The 16836-nt window shown below is 71.2% G+C and carries 14 protein-coding genes and 1 tRNA gene; 9 read left to right on the forward strand and 6 right to left on the reverse strand.

Annotated elements, in window-relative coordinates:
* Positions 1 to 31: 31 nt before the first annotated feature.
* Both AB0I15_RS01760 and AB0I15_RS01765 read right to left on the reverse strand, forming a co-directional pair.
* Positions 32 to 1399 carry a VWA domain-containing protein gene (locus AB0I15_RS01760; RefSeq protein ID WP_358088486.1) on the reverse strand — a complete coding sequence of 456 codons (1368 nt, stop codon included), beginning with the start codon at positions 1397 to 1399 and terminating at the stop codon, positions 32 to 34.
* The gene (locus AB0I15_RS01765) at positions 1392 to 2231 is read right to left on the reverse strand and encodes a MoxR family ATPase (protein ID WP_358088489.1); all 840 of its coding nucleotides are present in this window, start codon (positions 2229 to 2231) and stop codon (positions 1392 to 1394) included. The genes AB0I15_RS01760 and AB0I15_RS01765 overlap by 8 nt, the downstream gene beginning before the upstream one ends.
* A 100-nt stretch (positions 2232 to 2331) precedes the next feature.
* On the opposite strand from AB0I15_RS01765, the gene AB0I15_RS01770 reads away from it, so the two are divergent.
* Positions 2332 to 2405: transfer RNA gene (locus AB0I15_RS01770), tRNA-Lys, on the forward strand.
* Between the two features lie 140 nt (positions 2406 to 2545).
* On the opposite strand, the gene AB0I15_RS01775 is transcribed toward AB0I15_RS01770, so the two are convergent.
* Positions 2546 to 4732: a right-handed parallel beta-helix repeat-containing protein gene (locus AB0I15_RS01775; protein ID WP_358088492.1), complete on the reverse strand. Its 2187-nt coding sequence runs from the start codon at positions 4730 to 4732 to the stop codon at positions 2546 to 2548.
* A 214-nt stretch (positions 4733 to 4946) separates the two neighbouring features.
* Between AB0I15_RS01775 and AB0I15_RS01780 the strand changes: the two genes are divergently transcribed.
* Positions 4947 to 5339 (forward strand): hypothetical protein, encoded by a 393-nt coding sequence (locus AB0I15_RS01780; protein WP_358088495.1) that lies wholly within the window; start codon positions 4947 to 4949, stop codon positions 5337 to 5339.
* A gap of 22 nt (positions 5340 to 5361) precedes the next feature.
* On the opposite strand, the gene AB0I15_RS01785 is transcribed toward AB0I15_RS01780, so the two are convergent.
* Entirely contained in the window at positions 5362 to 6147 is a 786-nt protein-coding gene (locus AB0I15_RS01785; RefSeq protein WP_358088499.1) for a hypothetical protein, read from the reverse strand.
* A gap of 95 nt (positions 6148 to 6242) precedes the next feature.
* Between AB0I15_RS01785 and AB0I15_RS01790 the strand changes: the two genes are divergently transcribed.
* From AB0I15_RS01790 to AB0I15_RS01820, 7 genes are all read left to right on the forward strand, one after another.
* Positions 6243 to 6650: a RidA family protein gene (locus AB0I15_RS01790; RefSeq protein WP_358088502.1), complete on the forward strand. Its 408-nt coding sequence runs from the start codon at positions 6243 to 6245 to the stop codon at positions 6648 to 6650.
* Between the two features lie 177 nt (positions 6651 to 6827).
* On the forward strand, positions 6828 to 7166 hold the full coding sequence (locus AB0I15_RS01795; RefSeq protein ID WP_358088505.1) for a hypothetical protein: 339 nt from the start codon (positions 6828 to 6830) through the stop codon (positions 7164 to 7166).
* A 202-nt stretch (positions 7167 to 7368) separates the two neighbouring features.
* The gene (locus tag AB0I15_RS01800) at positions 7369 to 8001 is read left to right on the forward strand and encodes a hypothetical protein (protein WP_358088507.1); all 633 of its coding nucleotides are present in this window, start codon (positions 7369 to 7371) and stop codon (positions 7999 to 8001) included.
* A gap of 210 nt (positions 8002 to 8211) precedes the next feature.
* Positions 8212 to 9963: an ATP-binding protein gene (locus AB0I15_RS01805; protein ID WP_358088510.1), complete on the forward strand. Its 1752-nt coding sequence runs from the start codon at positions 8212 to 8214 to the stop codon at positions 9961 to 9963.
* Positions 9964 to 9991: 28 nt separating this feature from the next.
* Positions 9992 to 11131 carry an exonuclease SbcCD subunit D gene (locus AB0I15_RS01810; RefSeq protein WP_358088513.1) on the forward strand — a complete coding sequence of 380 codons (1140 nt, stop codon included), beginning with the start codon at positions 9992 to 9994 and terminating at the stop codon, positions 11129 to 11131.
* Positions 11131 to 13551: an SMC family ATPase gene (locus tag AB0I15_RS01815; RefSeq protein WP_358088516.1), complete on the forward strand. Its 2421-nt coding sequence runs from the start codon at positions 11131 to 11133 to the stop codon at positions 13549 to 13551. Before AB0I15_RS01810 ends, AB0I15_RS01815 begins: the two co-directional genes overlap by 1 nt.
* On the forward strand, positions 13548 to 14489 hold the full coding sequence (locus AB0I15_RS01820) for a hypothetical protein (protein WP_358088519.1): 942 nt from the start codon (positions 13548 to 13550) through the stop codon (positions 14487 to 14489). The genes AB0I15_RS01815 and AB0I15_RS01820 overlap by 4 nt, the downstream gene beginning before the upstream one ends.
* Here AB0I15_RS01820 and AB0I15_RS01825 read toward each other — a convergent pair.
* Positions 14486 to 16006: a serine/threonine-protein kinase gene (locus AB0I15_RS01825; RefSeq protein ID WP_358088764.1), complete on the reverse strand. Its 1521-nt coding sequence runs from the start codon at positions 16004 to 16006 to the stop codon at positions 14486 to 14488. The two genes, AB0I15_RS01820 and AB0I15_RS01825, sit on opposite strands and share 4 nt — an antisense overlap.
* Positions 16006 to 16725 (reverse strand): hypothetical protein, encoded by a 720-nt coding sequence (locus AB0I15_RS01830; protein WP_358088522.1) that lies wholly within the window; start codon positions 16723 to 16725, stop codon positions 16006 to 16008. Before AB0I15_RS01830 ends, AB0I15_RS01825 begins: the two co-directional genes overlap by 1 nt.
* Positions 16726 to 16836 lie beyond the last annotated feature (111 nt).

The following is a 16836-nucleotide window of genomic DNA, read 5'->3' on the forward strand; positions in this document are numbered from 1 at the left end:
CGGGTGCGTGAGCCGCGGCGTCCGCGGCGGCTCACGCCAGCGTTTCGATGAACGCGGTGAGCTGGGTGACGTTGCGGCACTCGTACATCGGGACGACCGCGCCGTAGTCGCTCGCGAGCGAGTCGCCCGTGTCCCACTGCGGCTTCGGCTCGGGGTTGAGCCAGTAGGCGTGGCGGGACCTGGACGCCAGCGACCTGAGCACGTCGAGGGCGGGCGGCTGGTAGTTGGAGCGGGCGTCGCCCAGGATCAGCAAAGAGGTCTTCGGGCCGATCGCGTCCGCGTACCGCTCGGCGAAGCGCTCGAGGGAGTGGCCGTAGTTGGTGCGGCCGAAGCGGACCATGTCGGCCTCGTTCGCCAGCCGGGTCATGGCCTCGACGACGTCCGAGCCCGGCAGGAAGAACCGGGTGATCTCGTCCACCGTGTCCACGAAGCCGAACGCCCGCACCTTGGTGAACTGCTCGCGCAGCGCGTACGTCAGCAGCAGCGTGAAGTGCGCGAACGACGAGACCGAGTCGCTGGTGTCGCAGAGGATGACCAGCTCCGGCTTGTGCGGGCGCGGCGGCTTGAAATGGGTGGTCAGCGGCACGCCGCCGCTCTGCAGCGAGGCCCGCATGGTCCGGCGGAAGTCGAGCCGGCCCCGCCTGCCCCTCCGGTGCTTGATGGTCAGGCGGGCGGCCAGCCGCCGGGCCAGCGGGTGCACCTCCCTGCGCAGCCGGGCCAGGTCGGCCTTGGTGACGCGCAGGAAGTCGATCTGGTCGAGCGGCGGGCGTACGGCCGAGCGGGCGATGCGCTCGATCCCCGAGTCCTCGGCGATGCGGCGGCGCACGTCGGTGGCCACGGCGTCCTCGAAGCGCTTGAGGTTGGCGTTGACCCGCTGGCGTACGGTCTTCTCCGCCAGCCCGCCGCGCTCGTGGCCCTGGAGGACCTCGCGCAGGATGCCGGCCATGAGGGTCTCGGGGGACAGGGCACGCATGACGCTGTAGGAGAACCAGTTCTGGCGGCCGGGCGCGGCCTGCTGTCTGCCGAAGCGCTCCACCATGGCCTGGGCGAACGCGCGCAGCTCCTGGTCGGTCGAGCCGGTCAGCAGCCCGGCGAGGTACGCGCGCAGCTCCTTGACCTCGGCCGTCTCCAGATCCGTGCGGACGTGCGCCGCCCGTATCCCGCTCGTGGACGCCGGGAACCACAGGTCGAACAGCACGTCGAACCCCGGCCGGTAGACCGGCTTCTTCACCAGCGTCGCCGCGTACGCCGCCCGCAGCGACTCCCGGTCGGTCAGCTCGATCACCCTCATGGCGTTCGCCGCGTCGAGCCCCTCGGCGACCGACACCGGCACCCCGGCCTCCCGCAGCGCGTGCACGAAGCCGACGTGCCGGTCGACCAGCGACCCCCGCTCAGGCATCGGGCAGCCCCAGCTCCTTGACCGCCCGCGCCTGGTCGGAGGCGTGCTTGAGCACCACGCCCAGCGTGCCCGCCACGGTGGCCTCGTCGAGCTCCTCGCGGCCGAGCGCCAGCAGCGTGTTCGCCCAGTCCACGGTCTCGGCCACGGACGGCGCCTTCTTCAGCTCCAGCGCCCGCAGCGTCGCGACGGTCCTGGCGAGCTGCTCGGCCAGGTCGGCCCGGATGGAGGGCACCTGGGCCAGCACGATGTCGCGCTCGCGCTCGGGGGTCGGGTAGGCGATGTGCAGGTAGAGGCAGCGCCGCTTGAGCGCCTCGGACAGCTCGCGGGTGGCGTTGGAGGTCAGCACCACGTACGGCTTGCGCGTCGCGGCGATCGTGCCCAGCTCGGGGATCGTGATCTGGAAGTCGGACAGCAGCTCCAGCAGGAGCCCTTCGACCTCGACGTCGGCCTTGTCGGTCTCGTCGATGAGCAGCACGGTCGGCCCCGCCGTCCTGATGGCCTTCAGCAGGGGGCGTTCGAGCAGGAACTCCTCGGTGAAGATGTCGTCGTCGGCGCTGGTGGCCTGGATCCGCAGCAACTGCTTCTTGTAGTTCCACTCGTACAGGGCCCTGGCCTCGTCGAGCCCCTCGTAACACTGGAGCCTGATGAGCGCGGCCCCGGTCGCCTGCGCCACGGCCTTGGCGAGCTGCGTCTTCCCGACCCCCGCGGGCCCTTCGACCAGCAGCGGCTTGCCCAGTGCCGCGGCCAGGAACACCGAGGTGGCGATGGCGTCGTCGGAGAGATAGTTCACGGCGGCGAGCCGCTCCGTCACATCGGCGGGCGAGTCGAACATCGATGCTCCTGTCTACGGGCCGAACTTTATTCTAGCCCGTCGTGCCCGGCGGATTCCGATTCGACCAGGATGCGGATCACCGGTATATTCCTTAGTGCCAGCACCGCTAGCTCAGTTGGTTAGAGCAGCTGACTCTTAATCAGCGGGTCCGGGGTTCGAGTCCCTGGCGGTGCACAGCAGATGACAGGGGTCGAGCCGATGGTTCGGCCCCTGTTTCGTTTCCTGAAGAGCGGCGTCCGACGCGCCGCCCACGGTCACGCCGCCCCTGAGCCGGTGACGGGCACCCTCACGAGAGGTGAGGGCGCCCGGCGTCATCAGCGGGGGCCGATTCCTTCCAGGGTGAAGTTCCGGTTCCAGTCCCGCACCCACTTGTGGCCGAAGCCGGCGGCCGAGTTCAGTGAGGTGGTCTTCTCGTCGAACTTGCCGGTGGTGGGGTCGAAGGCGAAGCCGGCGGCGGTGGGCTGCTTGATGTTGTGGGAGTCGAAGTCCGGGTTGAAGGTCTTGACGCTCAGGCCGCCCGCGTCGTCCGTGTAGGCGAAGTCGCCCGTGGCGATGCTCACCGAGCGGGTCAGTACGTTGTTCGACGGCACGTACAGGGAGTTCGGGTTCGTCCAGACGTACTCGTCGGTGCACTCCGTGGTGCCGATCGTGGTGCAGACCTGGCCCTTGGAGTCGGTGGGGACGTACCAGTCGCGGATGTTCGGGTACCGGGCGGCGTAGTGGCGGTACCACTTGTCCACGTTCGTACGGGTGTTGGTGAAGCCGGTGCCGTCGCCGGCCTTCAGCATGTCGTTGAAGCGCTCGACCACGACCTTCGCGTTCGCCACCGGCAGGCGCTTGCCGCCCTCGTGGTAGAGCTTGTCGTGCCCGATGTACCTCACGTTCTGGAACACGTTGTCCGAGGCCGTGTTGCTGTGGCCGGACTGGTAGAACAGGCCGTGCTGGGCGTTGTCGAAGAAGTTGTGGTGCACGACCATGCCGGACATGCCGTCGTCCATGTAGATGGCCTGGTTGCCGTCGGCGCCGACGTCCTTGAACAGGTTGTAGGCCACGACGTTGTTCAGGTAGGTGTAGTCCCGGCCCGCGTAGATCACCCCCTGGTCGGAGGCGTGGTTCACGAGGTTCTCGAACCTGTTGTGGGTGATCTCCATGTCGTTGCCCATGATCTGGATGGCCATGTGGGGCGCGTCATGGACGTTGTTGTGGCGGAAGGTGTTGCCGACGCCGTACATGTAGCCCGCCGGGGTGTACGTGGCCAGCTTCGAGAAGTCGTAGATCTCGTTGTGCTCGACGACGTGGTTGCCGCGTTCGAGGGAGTCGCGGTCGCCGCCCGCCGTGAAGACCCCGCCGCCGCCCAGGTCGTGCAGCCTGCTGTTGACCACCCGGTTGTGGTGGCCGCCGCGGCTCGTGCGGTATTCGGCGATGGCCGTGATCGCGTCGTTGGCCTCGCCGATCGCGACCGCGTCCATGCTGACGTTGAGGATCTCCAGGCCGTCGAGGGTGCACGACTCGGCGTCGAGCAGGCGGACGCCGGTGCCGGTGGTGCCGTTCAGCTTCAGGCCCTTGAGGGTGACGCCCGTGACGTTCTCCAGTTGGAAGAACGGGGCGTCGAAGGAGGTGAGGCTGATCTCCTTGCCCTCCACGGTGCCGCCGGGAGGGTAGTAGTACAGGGTGTTGCTGTCCTGGTGGCGGTCGATGTAATACTCGCCCTCGGCGTCGAGTTCGCTCAGGAGGTTCTGGCCCACGAACGACGTCCACTTGTCGGTGGCGACGTACATGGTGGGGTAGCGGGTCGTGACCTCGTTGCCGGTGACGGAGGCGATGCGGACGCGGTCGTTGGCGTAGTTGTTGCCGAAATATCCGGACAGCCAGCCGTCGGTTTCCTGGGCCCACGTGGCGGCGTGCGTGGCGAGGGTCGGCTCGATGACCGTGTAGACGGGGCCGGGGAGTTCGAGCATGTCCTCGTACGGCAGCGTGGTGCCGTCGGCCGTCTTGTCCGAGAAGTAGTCGCGGGCGCCCTTCGGGGCCACCTTGACCGTGATGTGGGCGCGGTCCAGCTTCGCCGCGCCGTTCGGATACTGGGCCAGCGTCTGCGTCGTGTCGTCGGTGATCAGCTCGGGGGCGAACGGCTGGGGCTTCCAGTTGAAGCCGTTCTTGTTGAGCCGACCGGTGGGGATGCCGTCGGCCCCAAGGTCGTACACCCAGACCTGGGGGGCCGTGGCGGCGGGGACACGGGACTTCGAGGCCCACTTGGGCTCGTCCGGGACGTCGGCCAGCCTGCGGAACCTGTCGGGGGCCAGCGTGGTGACCCCCGCCAGCTCGACCTGCTCGCCGGGGTAGGCGGCGTAGGTGACGTAGGAGTGGTCCGCGCCGGTCAGCTCGACGGTCTTGGCGCTTTGGTAGACGCCTTCGCGGATGTACACGCGGCCGGGGAAGCGGGGACTCGTCCTGCCGGCGAGCGCGTCGCGGGCCCGTTCAATCGTGGCGAACGGGTCTTTCACCGTTCCGGTCGCGGTGTCGCTGCCGGTCGGGGAGACGTAGACGGTCTGCGGGGACGGGGTGGCGGCGGCGGGGGTCGCGTTCGCGGCGATCGGTACTAATGCCGCTACCAGGGAACTCATGATTTTCTTCGGCATGTTCATCAATGGTGCACCGTAACCCTAGTTCAAAGGTTTGACCAGAGGTTCTGTCGGGGCCGGCTGCTATTCATACGGCATGGCCACGGTCACCTTCAGAGATGAGAGCGCCACCGGCAAGGCGCTCGACGAGTTCACGCTGCCCGACCTTCCCGACCGCGTTTCGGCACGCGAGCTCGTGCGCCTGCGCGTCCGCGAGGAGGTCGCCCGCCACAACGCCGGCCCGGCGACCCGCTTCAACGGGCTGGTCCGGCCGCTGGAGGCCGAGGTCGAGCTCAACGGCCAGCGCGGCGGCCCCCGGCGGCGCGTCGACTGGGAGCGTCAGGCCGACATCGCCGAGCGGGCGTTCCAGCGCAACGGGTTCCTGCTGCTGGTGGGGGAGCGGCAGATCGACGACCTGGCCGAGACGATCGACCTCACCGCCGACCCGGTCGTGTCGTTCGTCAAGCTCGTCCCGCTGGTCGGGGGCTGACCGGAGCTGACCGGGGCGCCGATCACCCGCTGGCGCGAGGTGATCGGTCTCTCCGTGGCCGGCGCAGCCGTAGCCCGGCGCCCGCCGCCGCCAGGATCACCAACCCGGCCCCCATGACCATCCGCCCGTCGGGCCCGGCCTCACCTCCGCCCCCGGTGGCCGCTCCGCCGGTCGGGGTCTCGGTGACGGTGTCGTCCGGCTCGGGATCGGTGCTCTCCTCGTCGGTGGGCTCGGGATCGGTCGTCTCGGTGCCCGTGTCGTCGGGGGTCGGGCTGGTGGATCCGCCCGCTCCGACGGTGAGGGGATGCTCGGTCTGGCCGCCCTCCTCCTTGAGCTCGCACTCGATCAGGCGCTCCTGAGGAGTGAGGCCCAGGTTGAAGGAGGCGACGTGCACGGTGCCCGTGCCCGGTCCGGTGGGGGTCGTCTTCATCTCGACCGTGGTGCTGGGGAGCGGGACGATCTCTCCCGGGATGATCGTGCCGAGCGGGGCGACGCCGATGGCCGAGGTCAGCTTGTCGATCTTGCTGATGCCGGCGTAGGCGTAGAGGTTGACCTCGCCCTCCAGGCCGGTGTCCGGGGCGATCAGCTCCGAACCCGTCACGTAGGTGCCGCGCCACCCGATCGTCATCTGCTCGCCCACCGGGGCCGTGGCGGGCACCGTCAGCTCGATGTTCACGCTGACCTGCTGCTTCTCATTCGTGGCGTTGACCGTGCACTCGTAGGCCACCTCCTCGGGGGCTCCATGCGCGGCGGAGGCGCCCGCGAACGGAAGGACCAGGGCGGCTGAGACGACCAGCAGGACACGCACGGCGGCTCCCTTGCGACGGACGGGGCACAAAGAGGAGACGGGGCGGGTGGACACTTGGTTGACACATGACGACACGTATTCGTAAGGAGACCTTCATGACCACAGGGGTTCGACTCATCCGCAACGACCGGCTCACCGACCAGGTCGACTACGCCTACGCGGCGGTCGCCGACGCGCCTGTGCGCAACATCTGGGTGGCCGGCGCCTGTCCGCTCGACATGGCCGGTGAGACGGTCGCCGTCGGTGACTACGCGGGCCAGGCGCATCAGGTGATGAAGAACCTGGTGACGGCGCTCGAAGGAGCGGGGGCGTCGCTGGCCGACGTCGCCAAGACGACCGTTTACGTGGCCTCCGCCGATCAGGCCGATCTGGTGACCGCCTGGAAGGTCTACCGGGAGTACATGGGCGAGCACGACGTCCCGAGCACCTTGCTCGGGGTCACGGTGCTGGGCTACCACGACCAGCTCGTCGAGGTCGAGGCGGTGGCGGTCATTTCGAGCTGAGGCGCAGGTCAGAGGCCGGTCGTCCATTGTCCAATGTCCAGAGTCGGCTCCTCGGCCGAGGCTTGGACAAAGATCGGTGGGGTGGGCGGCGCTTCTGGTGGCAGCGTGGCGGAGGTGCCCGGCGTGACATGTCGCCGGGAATCCGATGACCACCAGAAGAGGGGATCCTTCATGTCCGTGAACGCTCGTATGGCCGGTCTGCGCAACCGTGCGGCGGTCGTCGTCGCCGCCTCCGTCGTCACCGCGGGGCTGGGCGTCGGGCTCGGCGCCACCCCGGCCTCGGCGGACGTCCACCGGGGTGTGACCGGGTGCTTCGCCTGGTCCTGGGGAGACGGGAACACCTCGGTGACCGTCTACTGGAGCAACCGGTGCAAGACCAAGCACAAGCTCAAGATCAAGTACAGCCTCGGCTGGACCACGAAGAACTACACGGCGGTCGTTGGGGGCAAGAGCAAGGGGCACAAGAGGTTCCAGACCGCCTCGATCGTGTCCATCAAGGACGGGGGCCGGGCCTAGCCCGGTTCCGGCCCGGCCCGCCCTTCGTGGCCACCGGACGCCGGCTGCGAAGGCGGGCGGCCGCGGCCTGGTCGGGAACGCGTGCCTGAAGCACGGGTCCCGGGTGCGCGGGGGTTCGCCCCTCTCCCTTCCAGGCCGTCGGCGGGCCGGTGAATCCCCGGAGCTTCGCAACAGTGAGTAAAGGATCTGCCACAATCCGTACATGAGCATGTTGCAGTCCGCGAACACCCTGCCCGATCACGGAGCCGAAGGGCTGGGACGGGTGGCGCACGGCGCGCTCGCGTCGCTGTCGGACGCCCTCCATGGCCCCAGGCTCTTCCTCGGCTACAACACCCTGCCCGACCCGCCGTTCCCGCTGGTCGGATATCTGCACTACGACCTCGACCCGCGCATGGCCGAGCTCGGCCCCGCCCGGCTGCTCCGCATCGCCGCCGACTCGATGCGGGCGCAGCCGGTGCCGCCCAAGGACGCGTTCGACGAGGGCACCCGGCGGATGGCGGCCCAGATGCGGGTGGACGCCATGGTGATCGTCACCTGGGCGAAGGCGTTCGCCCCCGACCAGGACGAGTCGGCCCGCGCCCTGTGGGCGAACCTGGCCGAGGGCTACTACCGCGACGGCGACGCCGAGACCTGCGTGGACGCCAGGGACGCGGCGGTGGCGCTGGCCGTGGACCGGGCGGGGGCCCAGCTCCTGCTGATGGCCGAGCGGGAGCCGTCGGGCCAGTACGCCGCGCCGGTCCGGATCGAAGGGGAGCCGTACGGCGAGTTGTTCGGCCTGCTGGGCGAGGCGCTGGACGCGCAGTACGGCTGGACCAAGGCCGCGTTCGCGCTCTGACGGACCAGGGCCGCGTGCGCGCTCCCCACCCCGAGCAGCAGGAGGACCGCCCACCTTAGAGCATGCCTCCGACATTTTCGCGAGGCGTGCTCACCCTGCTCCGGAACCTCTCAAGCGCCGCTACGCTCGCTTAGAACGGCATGTGTGGGGGCGGAGGGATCAGTGACGGTCAACGGGGCCGCGAGCCATGAGGCGACACAGGCTGCTCCTGTGGCCGGTGAGGCGGTCGGGCGGGTGCTGGGCACGCAGGCGGCCTCACCGCTGTCGTTCTGGATCGGGCTGGCGCCCGGCAAGGTCGTCCAGCTCGACGACGTGGTGGTGACCAGGCGCGACGTGCCGGGCTACGGGCCGGTGCTGATGGCGGGCGTGGTGACGACCGTGGAGGCCAGGCACGAGGGGGCGGCGTACGACTCCGACGTCTTCCTCATCGCCGACGGCGCGCTGCCCGCGGCCGTGATCGAGGTGGCCGAGGTGCGCGTGACCAGGGTCGAGCCCGAGGTGTTCGTGCCGCCGCTGCCCGGCTCCACGGTGCATCTGGCCGGGGCCGCCGACCGTGAGCAGGCGCTCTACTTCGACGTGATGGATCGGCGCATCCCGCTCGGCACCGGGCGCGACGGGCAGCCGCTCTACGTCAACTTCGACTTCCTCGACGGCACCCGCGGCGCCCACGTGTCGATCTCCGGCGTGTCGGGCGTGGCCACCAAGACGTCGTTCGCGACCTTCCTGCTCTACTCGATCTTCAACTCGGGTGTTCTGCAGGAGGAGGCGGCCAACACCAAGGCGCTGATCTTCTCGGTCAAGGGCGAGGACCTGCTCTTCCTCGACCACGACAACGTCCGGCTCGACGAGAACGCCCGCAAGGTCTACGCCCGGCTGGGGCTGCCCGCCCGGCCGTTCGGCAGTGTCCACGTCTTCGCCCCGCCCCGGCCGGGCGACCCCAACGGCGTGCCGCACGTCGCCGCCCGTACCCATGGGGTGAGCGCCTTCTACTGGACGCTGGTCGAGTTCTGCCAGGACGAGCTGCTGCGGTTCGTCTTCGCCGACGCCGACGACGAGCGGGCCGGATACTCGCTGCTCGTGGGGCAGATCGGGGCCCGGCTGAAGGCGTGGGCCGAGCCCGTGGGCGACGGCGGCGCGGTCATGGTCCGGGGCACGGCCTGCCGCACGTTCTCCGACCTGGTCGAGCTGCTGTCGGACCAGTTGCAGGACGAGGGCGAGCGGATCCAGTGGACCGGCGCGCAGACGCCGCTGGGCACCGTGAACGCCTTCCTGCGCCGGCTGCGCAGCGCCGTGCGGCCGCTGTCGCCGATCATCCGGGGAGACCTGCCGTTCTTCCGCAGCCACTCCGTCAAGACCTCCGACGCGCAGGTCTCGATCGTCGACCTGCACAACCTGCCCGAGCGCGCGCAGCGGTTCGTCGTGGGCGTGGTGCTGCGCGGTGAGTTCCACCACAAGGAGTCCTCAGGCACGGCCAAGCCGCTGCTGTTCGTCGTGCTGGACGAGCTGAACAAATACGCGCCGCGTGAGGGCGACTCCCCGATCAAGGAGATCCTGCTCGACGTGGCCGAGCGGGGCCGCTCGCTCGGCGTGATCCTCATCGGCGCCCAGCAGACCGCCTCCGAGGTGGAGCGCCGCATCGTGGCCAACAGCGCCGTACGCGTCGCGGGCCGCCTCGACCCGGCCGAGGCCGCCAGGTCCGAATACGGCTGGCTGCCCCCGGCCGTCAGGGAACGCGCCACCATCGCCAAGCCGGGCACCATGTTCGTGGCCCAGCCGGAGATCCCGGTGCCGCTGGCCGTCGCGTTCCCGTTCCCCGCTTGGGCCACCCGCCCGTCGGAGGCCGCCACGCGGCCGGGCAACGCCAGGACCCCGGCCGACCCGTTCCAGGGGCTGCCGGGCGTCGAGGCGTCCGGCGCGCCGGCGGGCGCCGACCCGTTCGAAGAGGACATCCCGCCGTTCTGATCCAGGCCGTTCCGATTCAGGGGGTTTCGTGAAGATCCTGCACACCGCGGACTGGCACGTGGGCAAGGTGCTCAAGGGCCGCCCTCGCATCGAGGAGCACCGCGCCGTGCTGCGCGAGCTCTACGCCGCCGCCCGCACCCACGACGTCGACGCCGTCATCGTGGCCGGCGACCTCTTCGACACCTCCGCCCCCACACCCGAGGCCCAGTCGCTGGTCCTCAACGTGCTCATGGCCCTGCGCGGCGACGGCCGCGACGTGATCGTGCTCGCCGGCAACCACGACAACCCGCAACTGCTCGAGGTCTACCGGCCGGTGCTGGGCAAGCTCGGCATGCACGTCGTGGGCGCCTTCCGCCGCCCCGACGCGGGCGGCACGCTGGCGTTCACCGCGCGCTCCGGCGAGCCCGTACGCCTGGCCGTGCTGCCGTTCCTGTCGCACCGCTACGTCGTACGCGCCGCGGAGGTGCTGACCGGCACCGCCGCCGACCACAACCGCGACTACGCCGCCCGCATCTCCGAGCTGATCGGCGCCCTCACCGACGGCTTCCAGGGCGACACCGTCAACCTCGTCACCACCCACGGCACGCTGCCCGGCGGCGGGTTCGGCGGCGGCGAGCGCGAGTCGCAGTCCATCTTCTCCTACTACTTCGAGCCGACCGCCTTCCCGACCTCCACCCAGTACGCCGCCCTCGGCCACCTGCACCGCCGCCAGCAGATCCCGGGCCCGTGCCCCATCTGGTACAGCGGCTCGCCCCTCGCCGTCGACTTCGGCGAGGAGGGCAACACCCCGGGCGCGCTGCTCGTGGAGGTCACGCCCGGACACCCGGCCGTGGTGACCGAGCTGACGTTCGGCTCGGCCCGCAAGCTCCGCACGGTGCGGGGCACCCTGGAGCAGCTCGAGGCCCTCGAACCCGGCGACGACTGGCTCAAGGTGATCGTCGAGGAGAAGCCGCGGGTCGGCCTGTCCGACGACGTCCGCGACCTGCTGCCCGGCTCGGTCGACGTGGTGCTGGACGAGCGGTTCCGCCCGGTCCCCGCCACCCGCAAGGGCGGCACGGCCGGCCGCAGCCCGCGCGAGCTGTTCCGCGAATACCTCACCGCGACCGGCCGCCACGACGAGCAGGTGGCCACGCTGTTCGACCGGCTCTACGACGAGGTGACCGGCTGATGCGTCCCCTGCTCCTGCATCTGGACCACTTCGGCAGCTTCCGCGAGCCGGTCACCGTCGACTTCTCCGACACCGAATACTTCGCCCTGGTCGGGCCGACGGGCGCGGGCAAGAGCACGATCATCGACGCGATCTGCTTCGCCCTCTACGGCACCGTCCCGCGCTGGGGCAAGGAGAACATCATCGCCCACGCCCTGGCGCCCTCGGCCTCCGCCGGCAAGGTGGCGCTGGTGTTCGAGAGCGACGGGCGGCGCTACGGCGTGGTCCGGTCCATGGTGCGCGACGCCAAGGGCGCGGTGCGTACCAAGGAGGCGCGGATCGACGAGCTCGACCGCGCCGCCGCCCTTGAGGACGCCTACGAGGCGGTGGTCAAACCGCTGGCCGAGGGCGAGAACGTCACCCCTGAGGTGCAGCGGGTGACCGGCCTGGAATACCGGTTCTTCACCCAGTGCGTGGTGCTGCCGCAGGGGCGGTTCGCGGAGTTCCTGCACGCCGCGCCCCGCGAGCGGCAGGACCTGCTCGTGCAACTCCTCGACGCCGACGTCTACGAGCTGATCAGGCAGCAGGCCGTCCGCGAGGAGGAGAGCGCCAAGCAGGCCGCCTCCTTCGCCCGCGACCAGCTCGCCCGGCTGTCGGGCGCCTCGGAGGAGGCCGAGCGGGAGCTGACCGACCGGCTGGCGGCGCTGCGGCGGCTGGCCGGGACCATCGACACCGACCTCGACCTGCTGCGGGCCCGCGACGCCGACATCCGGCGCGCGGACCAGGAGCGAGCCTCCGTGGCCGAGCGGCAGTCGGTGCTGTCGTCGCTGAGCATGCCGGACGCCGTGCCCACCCTGGCCTCGGCCGGGCGCACCGCCGCCGAGGCGATCGACGGGCTGAGCGCCGAGGTGGAGGCCCTGGAGGCCGACGAGCACGCGGCGTACGAGGCGGTGGCGTCCCTGGGCGACCGTACGCGGCCGATGGCGGCGCTGGCCGCACTCGACGCCCGCGAACGCCTGACCGCCGAGGCCGCCCACGCCAGAGCCGGCGCCACCAAGGCGGAGACGTCGCTCACCGGCCTGGCCGGCGAGCTGACCACGGCCGAAGAGCGGCTGGCCGGCGCCGAACGCGAGCGCGAGCGGCTGCGCGACGCCCACACCGCCGCCGACCTGGCGCACCGGGTGACGGTGGGGGAGCCGTGCCCGGTCTGCCTGCGGGAGATCGCCGAGCCGCCCCACCACGGTCCGCTGGCCGGGCTCGGCTCCGCCGACCGGGCCCTGGCCGGCGCTCGAGACCGGGCGGCCCGCGCCAGGTCCGCCCACGCCAAGGCCGAGACGTCGGCGACGATGCTCGCCACGCAGGCGACGCGGCTGGAGTCCGAGCTGGCCGCGCTGCCCGCTCCCGGCGACCGGGCCGCGCTCGAGGCGGCGCTGGCCGCCATCGCCAAGGCCGGCGAGCTGGCCGACCAGGCCAGGACGGCGGCCCGGTCCGCCCGCGCGAAGCTGGACCGGGCGCGCGCCGAGGTCCAGCGGATCGAGCGCCAGGCCGAGACCGCCTGGAACACCCTGCAGTCCACCCGCGACCGGCTCCTGGTCTCCGGCCCGCACGAGGACCCGCCCCCGCCCCTCACCAGGGGCGACCTGCACGTGGCCTGGACCGACCTGCTCGGCTGGCGCGACCGCGCCGCGCAGGCCGCCCGCGTGGCGCTGGCCGCCCGCGAGGAGGAGCTGGAGCAGGCCCGCGGCAGGCTCGCCCACGAGCGCCGCAAGCTGGGCGAGCGCCTGGCCGAGCACGGGGTCACCCTGCCGCGCGAGGCGACGCCCGACCAGTTCGGCGCCGCCGTCGCCGGATCCGTCGCCCGCGTCGAAGGGGCGCTCGAACGGGTCAAGGAGGACCGCAGGCGCGCCGCCGACCTCGACAAGGCCGCCGCGCAGAAGGAACACGAGGCCAAGGTCGCCCACGAGCTGGCCCTGCGCCTGCGCGCCAACGCCTTCGAGCGGTGGCTGTGCGCCGAGGCCCTGGCCATCCTGGTCGCCACCGCCTCCGAGACGCTGCGCGAGCTGTCCGGCGACCAGTACGAGCTGGCCCTCAGCGACCGGACCGGCGACATCGAGGTCATCGACCACGGCGAGGCGGGCATGCGGCGCAACGCCCGCACACTCTCCGGCGGCGAGACCTTCCAGGCGGCCCTCGCCCTGGCCCTGGCGCTGTCGGGGGCCGTCGCCAAGGGCCTCGACGCGATCTTCCTCGACGAGGGCTTCGGCACGCTCGACCCCGCCACGCTCGACACCGTCGCCACCACCCTCGAACGCCTGGCCACCGGCGGCGAACGCATGATCGGCGTCGTCACCCATGTCCCGGCGCTGGCCGACCGGGTGCCGGTACGCTTCGAGGTCAGGCGCGACGCCAAGGGCTCCCACGTGCGGAAGGCAGGTCTGTGACAGGTTTCACCGTCGACCCGTGGGATCCCGGGTACGCCGCCGCCCTCGCCGTCGAGGCCCTGTCCGAGCTGGGGTCCACCAGCGCCGAGCTGGTCCTCGACGTCGAGCGGCCGGCCGCCGACTGGAAACCCGTCACCCCCGGGCCGGGCGCGATCGCCCCTGAGACGCTGCTGGTCGCCGACGGCGTACGCCGGATCGACGCGCGGGTGTGGGTGCACGACGCCGACACGCCGATGCCCTTCCCCGGGATCGCCGCCTCCTACGCCGCCGGGATCGTCCGCTGCGGCCCCGGCGGCGCCGACCTGGCAGAGATCGAGGTCAACCGGACGCTGATCTCGGCCTCCCCGAACACGCCCGAGGTGAAGACCGCGCACGCCGTCTTCCGGCCCAGCAAGGCTGCCGACTCCAGTTTCGAGGAGCTGTCCCTGGCGCTGCAGCGGCAGGTCACGCAGCTCGAGGTGGACCTGGCGGTGCGGCACCGGACCGTGAACGACGACCTGCTGCTGGTGGACGGGCCGCTGCGGGGGCGTACGCACCTGCCGCGGACGGTCGGCTACATCAAGACCCATCACGCCGCCTACCTGCCGTCGCCGCAGGCCGGGGTGGTGGGGGCGCTGGGGCCGGGGCAGCGTACGCCGGTGTTCCTCATGGGCACGAGCTGGCGGCGGCACGCCTGGTACCTGCGGTTGCCGGTCCAGTCGACGGCGCCGTGGGCGGGCGTGGCGCGGTGCGAGGCCGGGGCCGACCTCGATCCGGCCGAGGTGGTGCGGCTGGCCGACGCGGTGACGCTGGCCCTGCCGGCGCTGGCCGGGGTGGACTACAAGGATCCGCGCGCGCCGCAGAACCTGGTCCCGATCGGTGGCCTGGAGAAGCTGCTGCGCCACCATCTGGGGGACGCGCGCCTGCTCTACCGGGCCCTGCGGACGGCGGCGCGCTAGACGCGGCCAGGTTGTGGCCGGGCTGTGGGTCGGCCGTGGGCCGGCCCTGGGCCGGTCAGCCGAAGTCGCAGATGTCCACGGTGAAGCTGCGGCGGAGCTTGTTGGGGCTGAAGACTTCGAAGACGACCGTGTGCGGGCCGCCCTTCTTCCACACGATGGACGGGAGCACGGGCCTCCTCTCGTCCGACGGGTTGCCCACCTGGGCGCCCTGGCTCTGGCCGTTGAGGTACCAGCGGTAGCTGAAGCTGCCGGAGGCCGAGACGTTGGCCCAGATGTTGGTGTCGTAGGGCCAGCAGGGAGCCGCCGTCCCTGATGCCCTCGTACTCGAAGGACACCGACTTCACGCCGCCCGCGGTGGTGGGCTTGGCGGTGGTGGGCTTCGTGGTCGGTTTCTTGGTGGGGCTGCTGGTCTGTGCGCCGGGTTCCTGTTCGGTGGGGGTGGCTTCGGATGTCTCGCGGGTCTTGGTGGGGCGGGGGCGCAGGGCCCTGGCGGACTCCTTCGGCTTGGTGACCTTGTTCGACGCCGTGCCGGTGGAGGTGGGTGTGGTGGTGATGACGGCGGTGGTGGTCCTGCCGGGCCAGATGGGCGACCAGGCCCAGGCGGCCGTGATGGCGCCGGTCAGGACGACGGCCGAGCCGGCGGCCAGGAACGCCAGGGTGTGGCGCTTTCGTACGGGGCCGGTCTGGAGGGCGGCGATGGCACGGTCGGGGCCCTGGTGCATCGCGAGCGCCGGCCCGGTCGCTCGCCCGGCCTGCGGAGTGGGGCGGGCGCCGATGAGCTGGAAGAGGACGTCCTGCATGGCGGGGCGGGCGCCGGGGTCCTTGCTCAGGCAGGCGTACACGATCGAGCGCAGCGGCTCCGGTACGTCGCCGAGGCTCGGCTCCTCGTACTGGATGCGCCTGAGCACCGCGGGCAGGGAGTCGTTACCGAAGGGCGGGGAGCCGGAGGCGGCGTACACCATGACGGCTCCCCAGGCGAACACGTCCACGGCCGGTCCCGCGGGCGCGCCCAGGAACTGCTCGGGCGCCATGTACGCGGGCGTCCCCACCACACTGCTGGTACGCGTGAGCGCGGCGTCCATGGCCCTGGCGATGCCGAAGTCGATGACCCGCGGTCCGTCGCGCCCGAGTAGCACGTTCGCGGGCTTGAAGTCGCGGTGGACGACGCCCGCCTCGTGGATGGCGGCCAGTGCGGTGGCCGTGGCGACCGCGAGCCGCTGCAGGTCGGCCCCGCCGTGGCGGCCCGCCTGCTGGAGGGAGGGGCCTTCGACGTACTCGGTGACGATGTACGGCCGCGCGCCCAGCGAGGCGTCGAGCACCTGCGCGATGCAGAACGGCTCCACCCGCCGCGCGGCCGCGATCTCCTTGGCGAACCGCGCGTCGCCGGGCGTCACCCCCTCGCGCAGCACCTTGACGGCCACCTGCGTGCCGTCCGGGGCCGTGGCCAGGTAGACGACGCCCTGGCCGCCCTCCCCGAGTTGCCTGACGACCCGGTACGGGCCGATGACCTCGTCCATCACCACGTCGGCAGGGCGCAGACGTTGAAGGAAAGGCTCTTCTGCGTCACCGACGGCGAGCTGACCTTCAGGGCGACCGTGTGGCGGCCGGCCTTGAGGTCGTACTGGCCGGAGGTCACGAACGCGGTGTACACGTCCTCCGACACCCACGACTTCCGCTGCCCCATCCCCTTGCCGTCCAGCACCCACTGGGAGGTGATCCAGATCTCCCGTTTGGTCGACTCCACGTAGGTCTGGAAGTGGACCGGGGGCATGTAACAGCCGTCCGCGTCGTTCTGGCCGGGGCCGCCGAACATCTCGATCTCGAGAATGCTCGCCCTGGCGTTCACGACCGGCTTCTTGGTGGTCTTGACGGGGGCCGGGGTGGGGCGGGCGGTGGTGCGGTCCGGGGTGGGGGTGGACTTCGGGGTGGTCTTGGTCGTGGTCTTGGTGGGTTTGACGGTGGGTTCGGTGGTCTTCGGTCTGGTGGTCTTCTTGGGTTTTGTGGTGGCCGGGGGCTTGGCCGTCCGGCTGGGGGAGGGGGAAGGGGAGGCGGCGTTGAGGGAGACCGAGGTGCGGGGGTCGGGTTTGGTGGCGTACCAGACGGCGCCGCCGGTGAGGGAGACGACCGCGACACAGGACACGCCTACGGCGATGGGTACGACGACGCCCTTGCCCGCTGCCCGCCGCCGCCCGCCACCCTGACCGGACCCCGGCCGTCCCACACCGGACCCCGCCATCGGTCCTTGGCCCGGCATCGGTCCTTGGCCCGGCATCGGTCCTTGGCCCGGCATCGGTCCTTGGCCCGGCATCGGTCCTTGGCCCGGCATCGGTCCTTGGCCCGGCATCGG

The organism is Nonomuraea sp. NPDC050643 (genome assembly GCF_040654715.1).
GTDB lineage: Bacteria > Actinomycetota > Actinomycetes > Streptosporangiales > Streptosporangiaceae > Nonomuraea.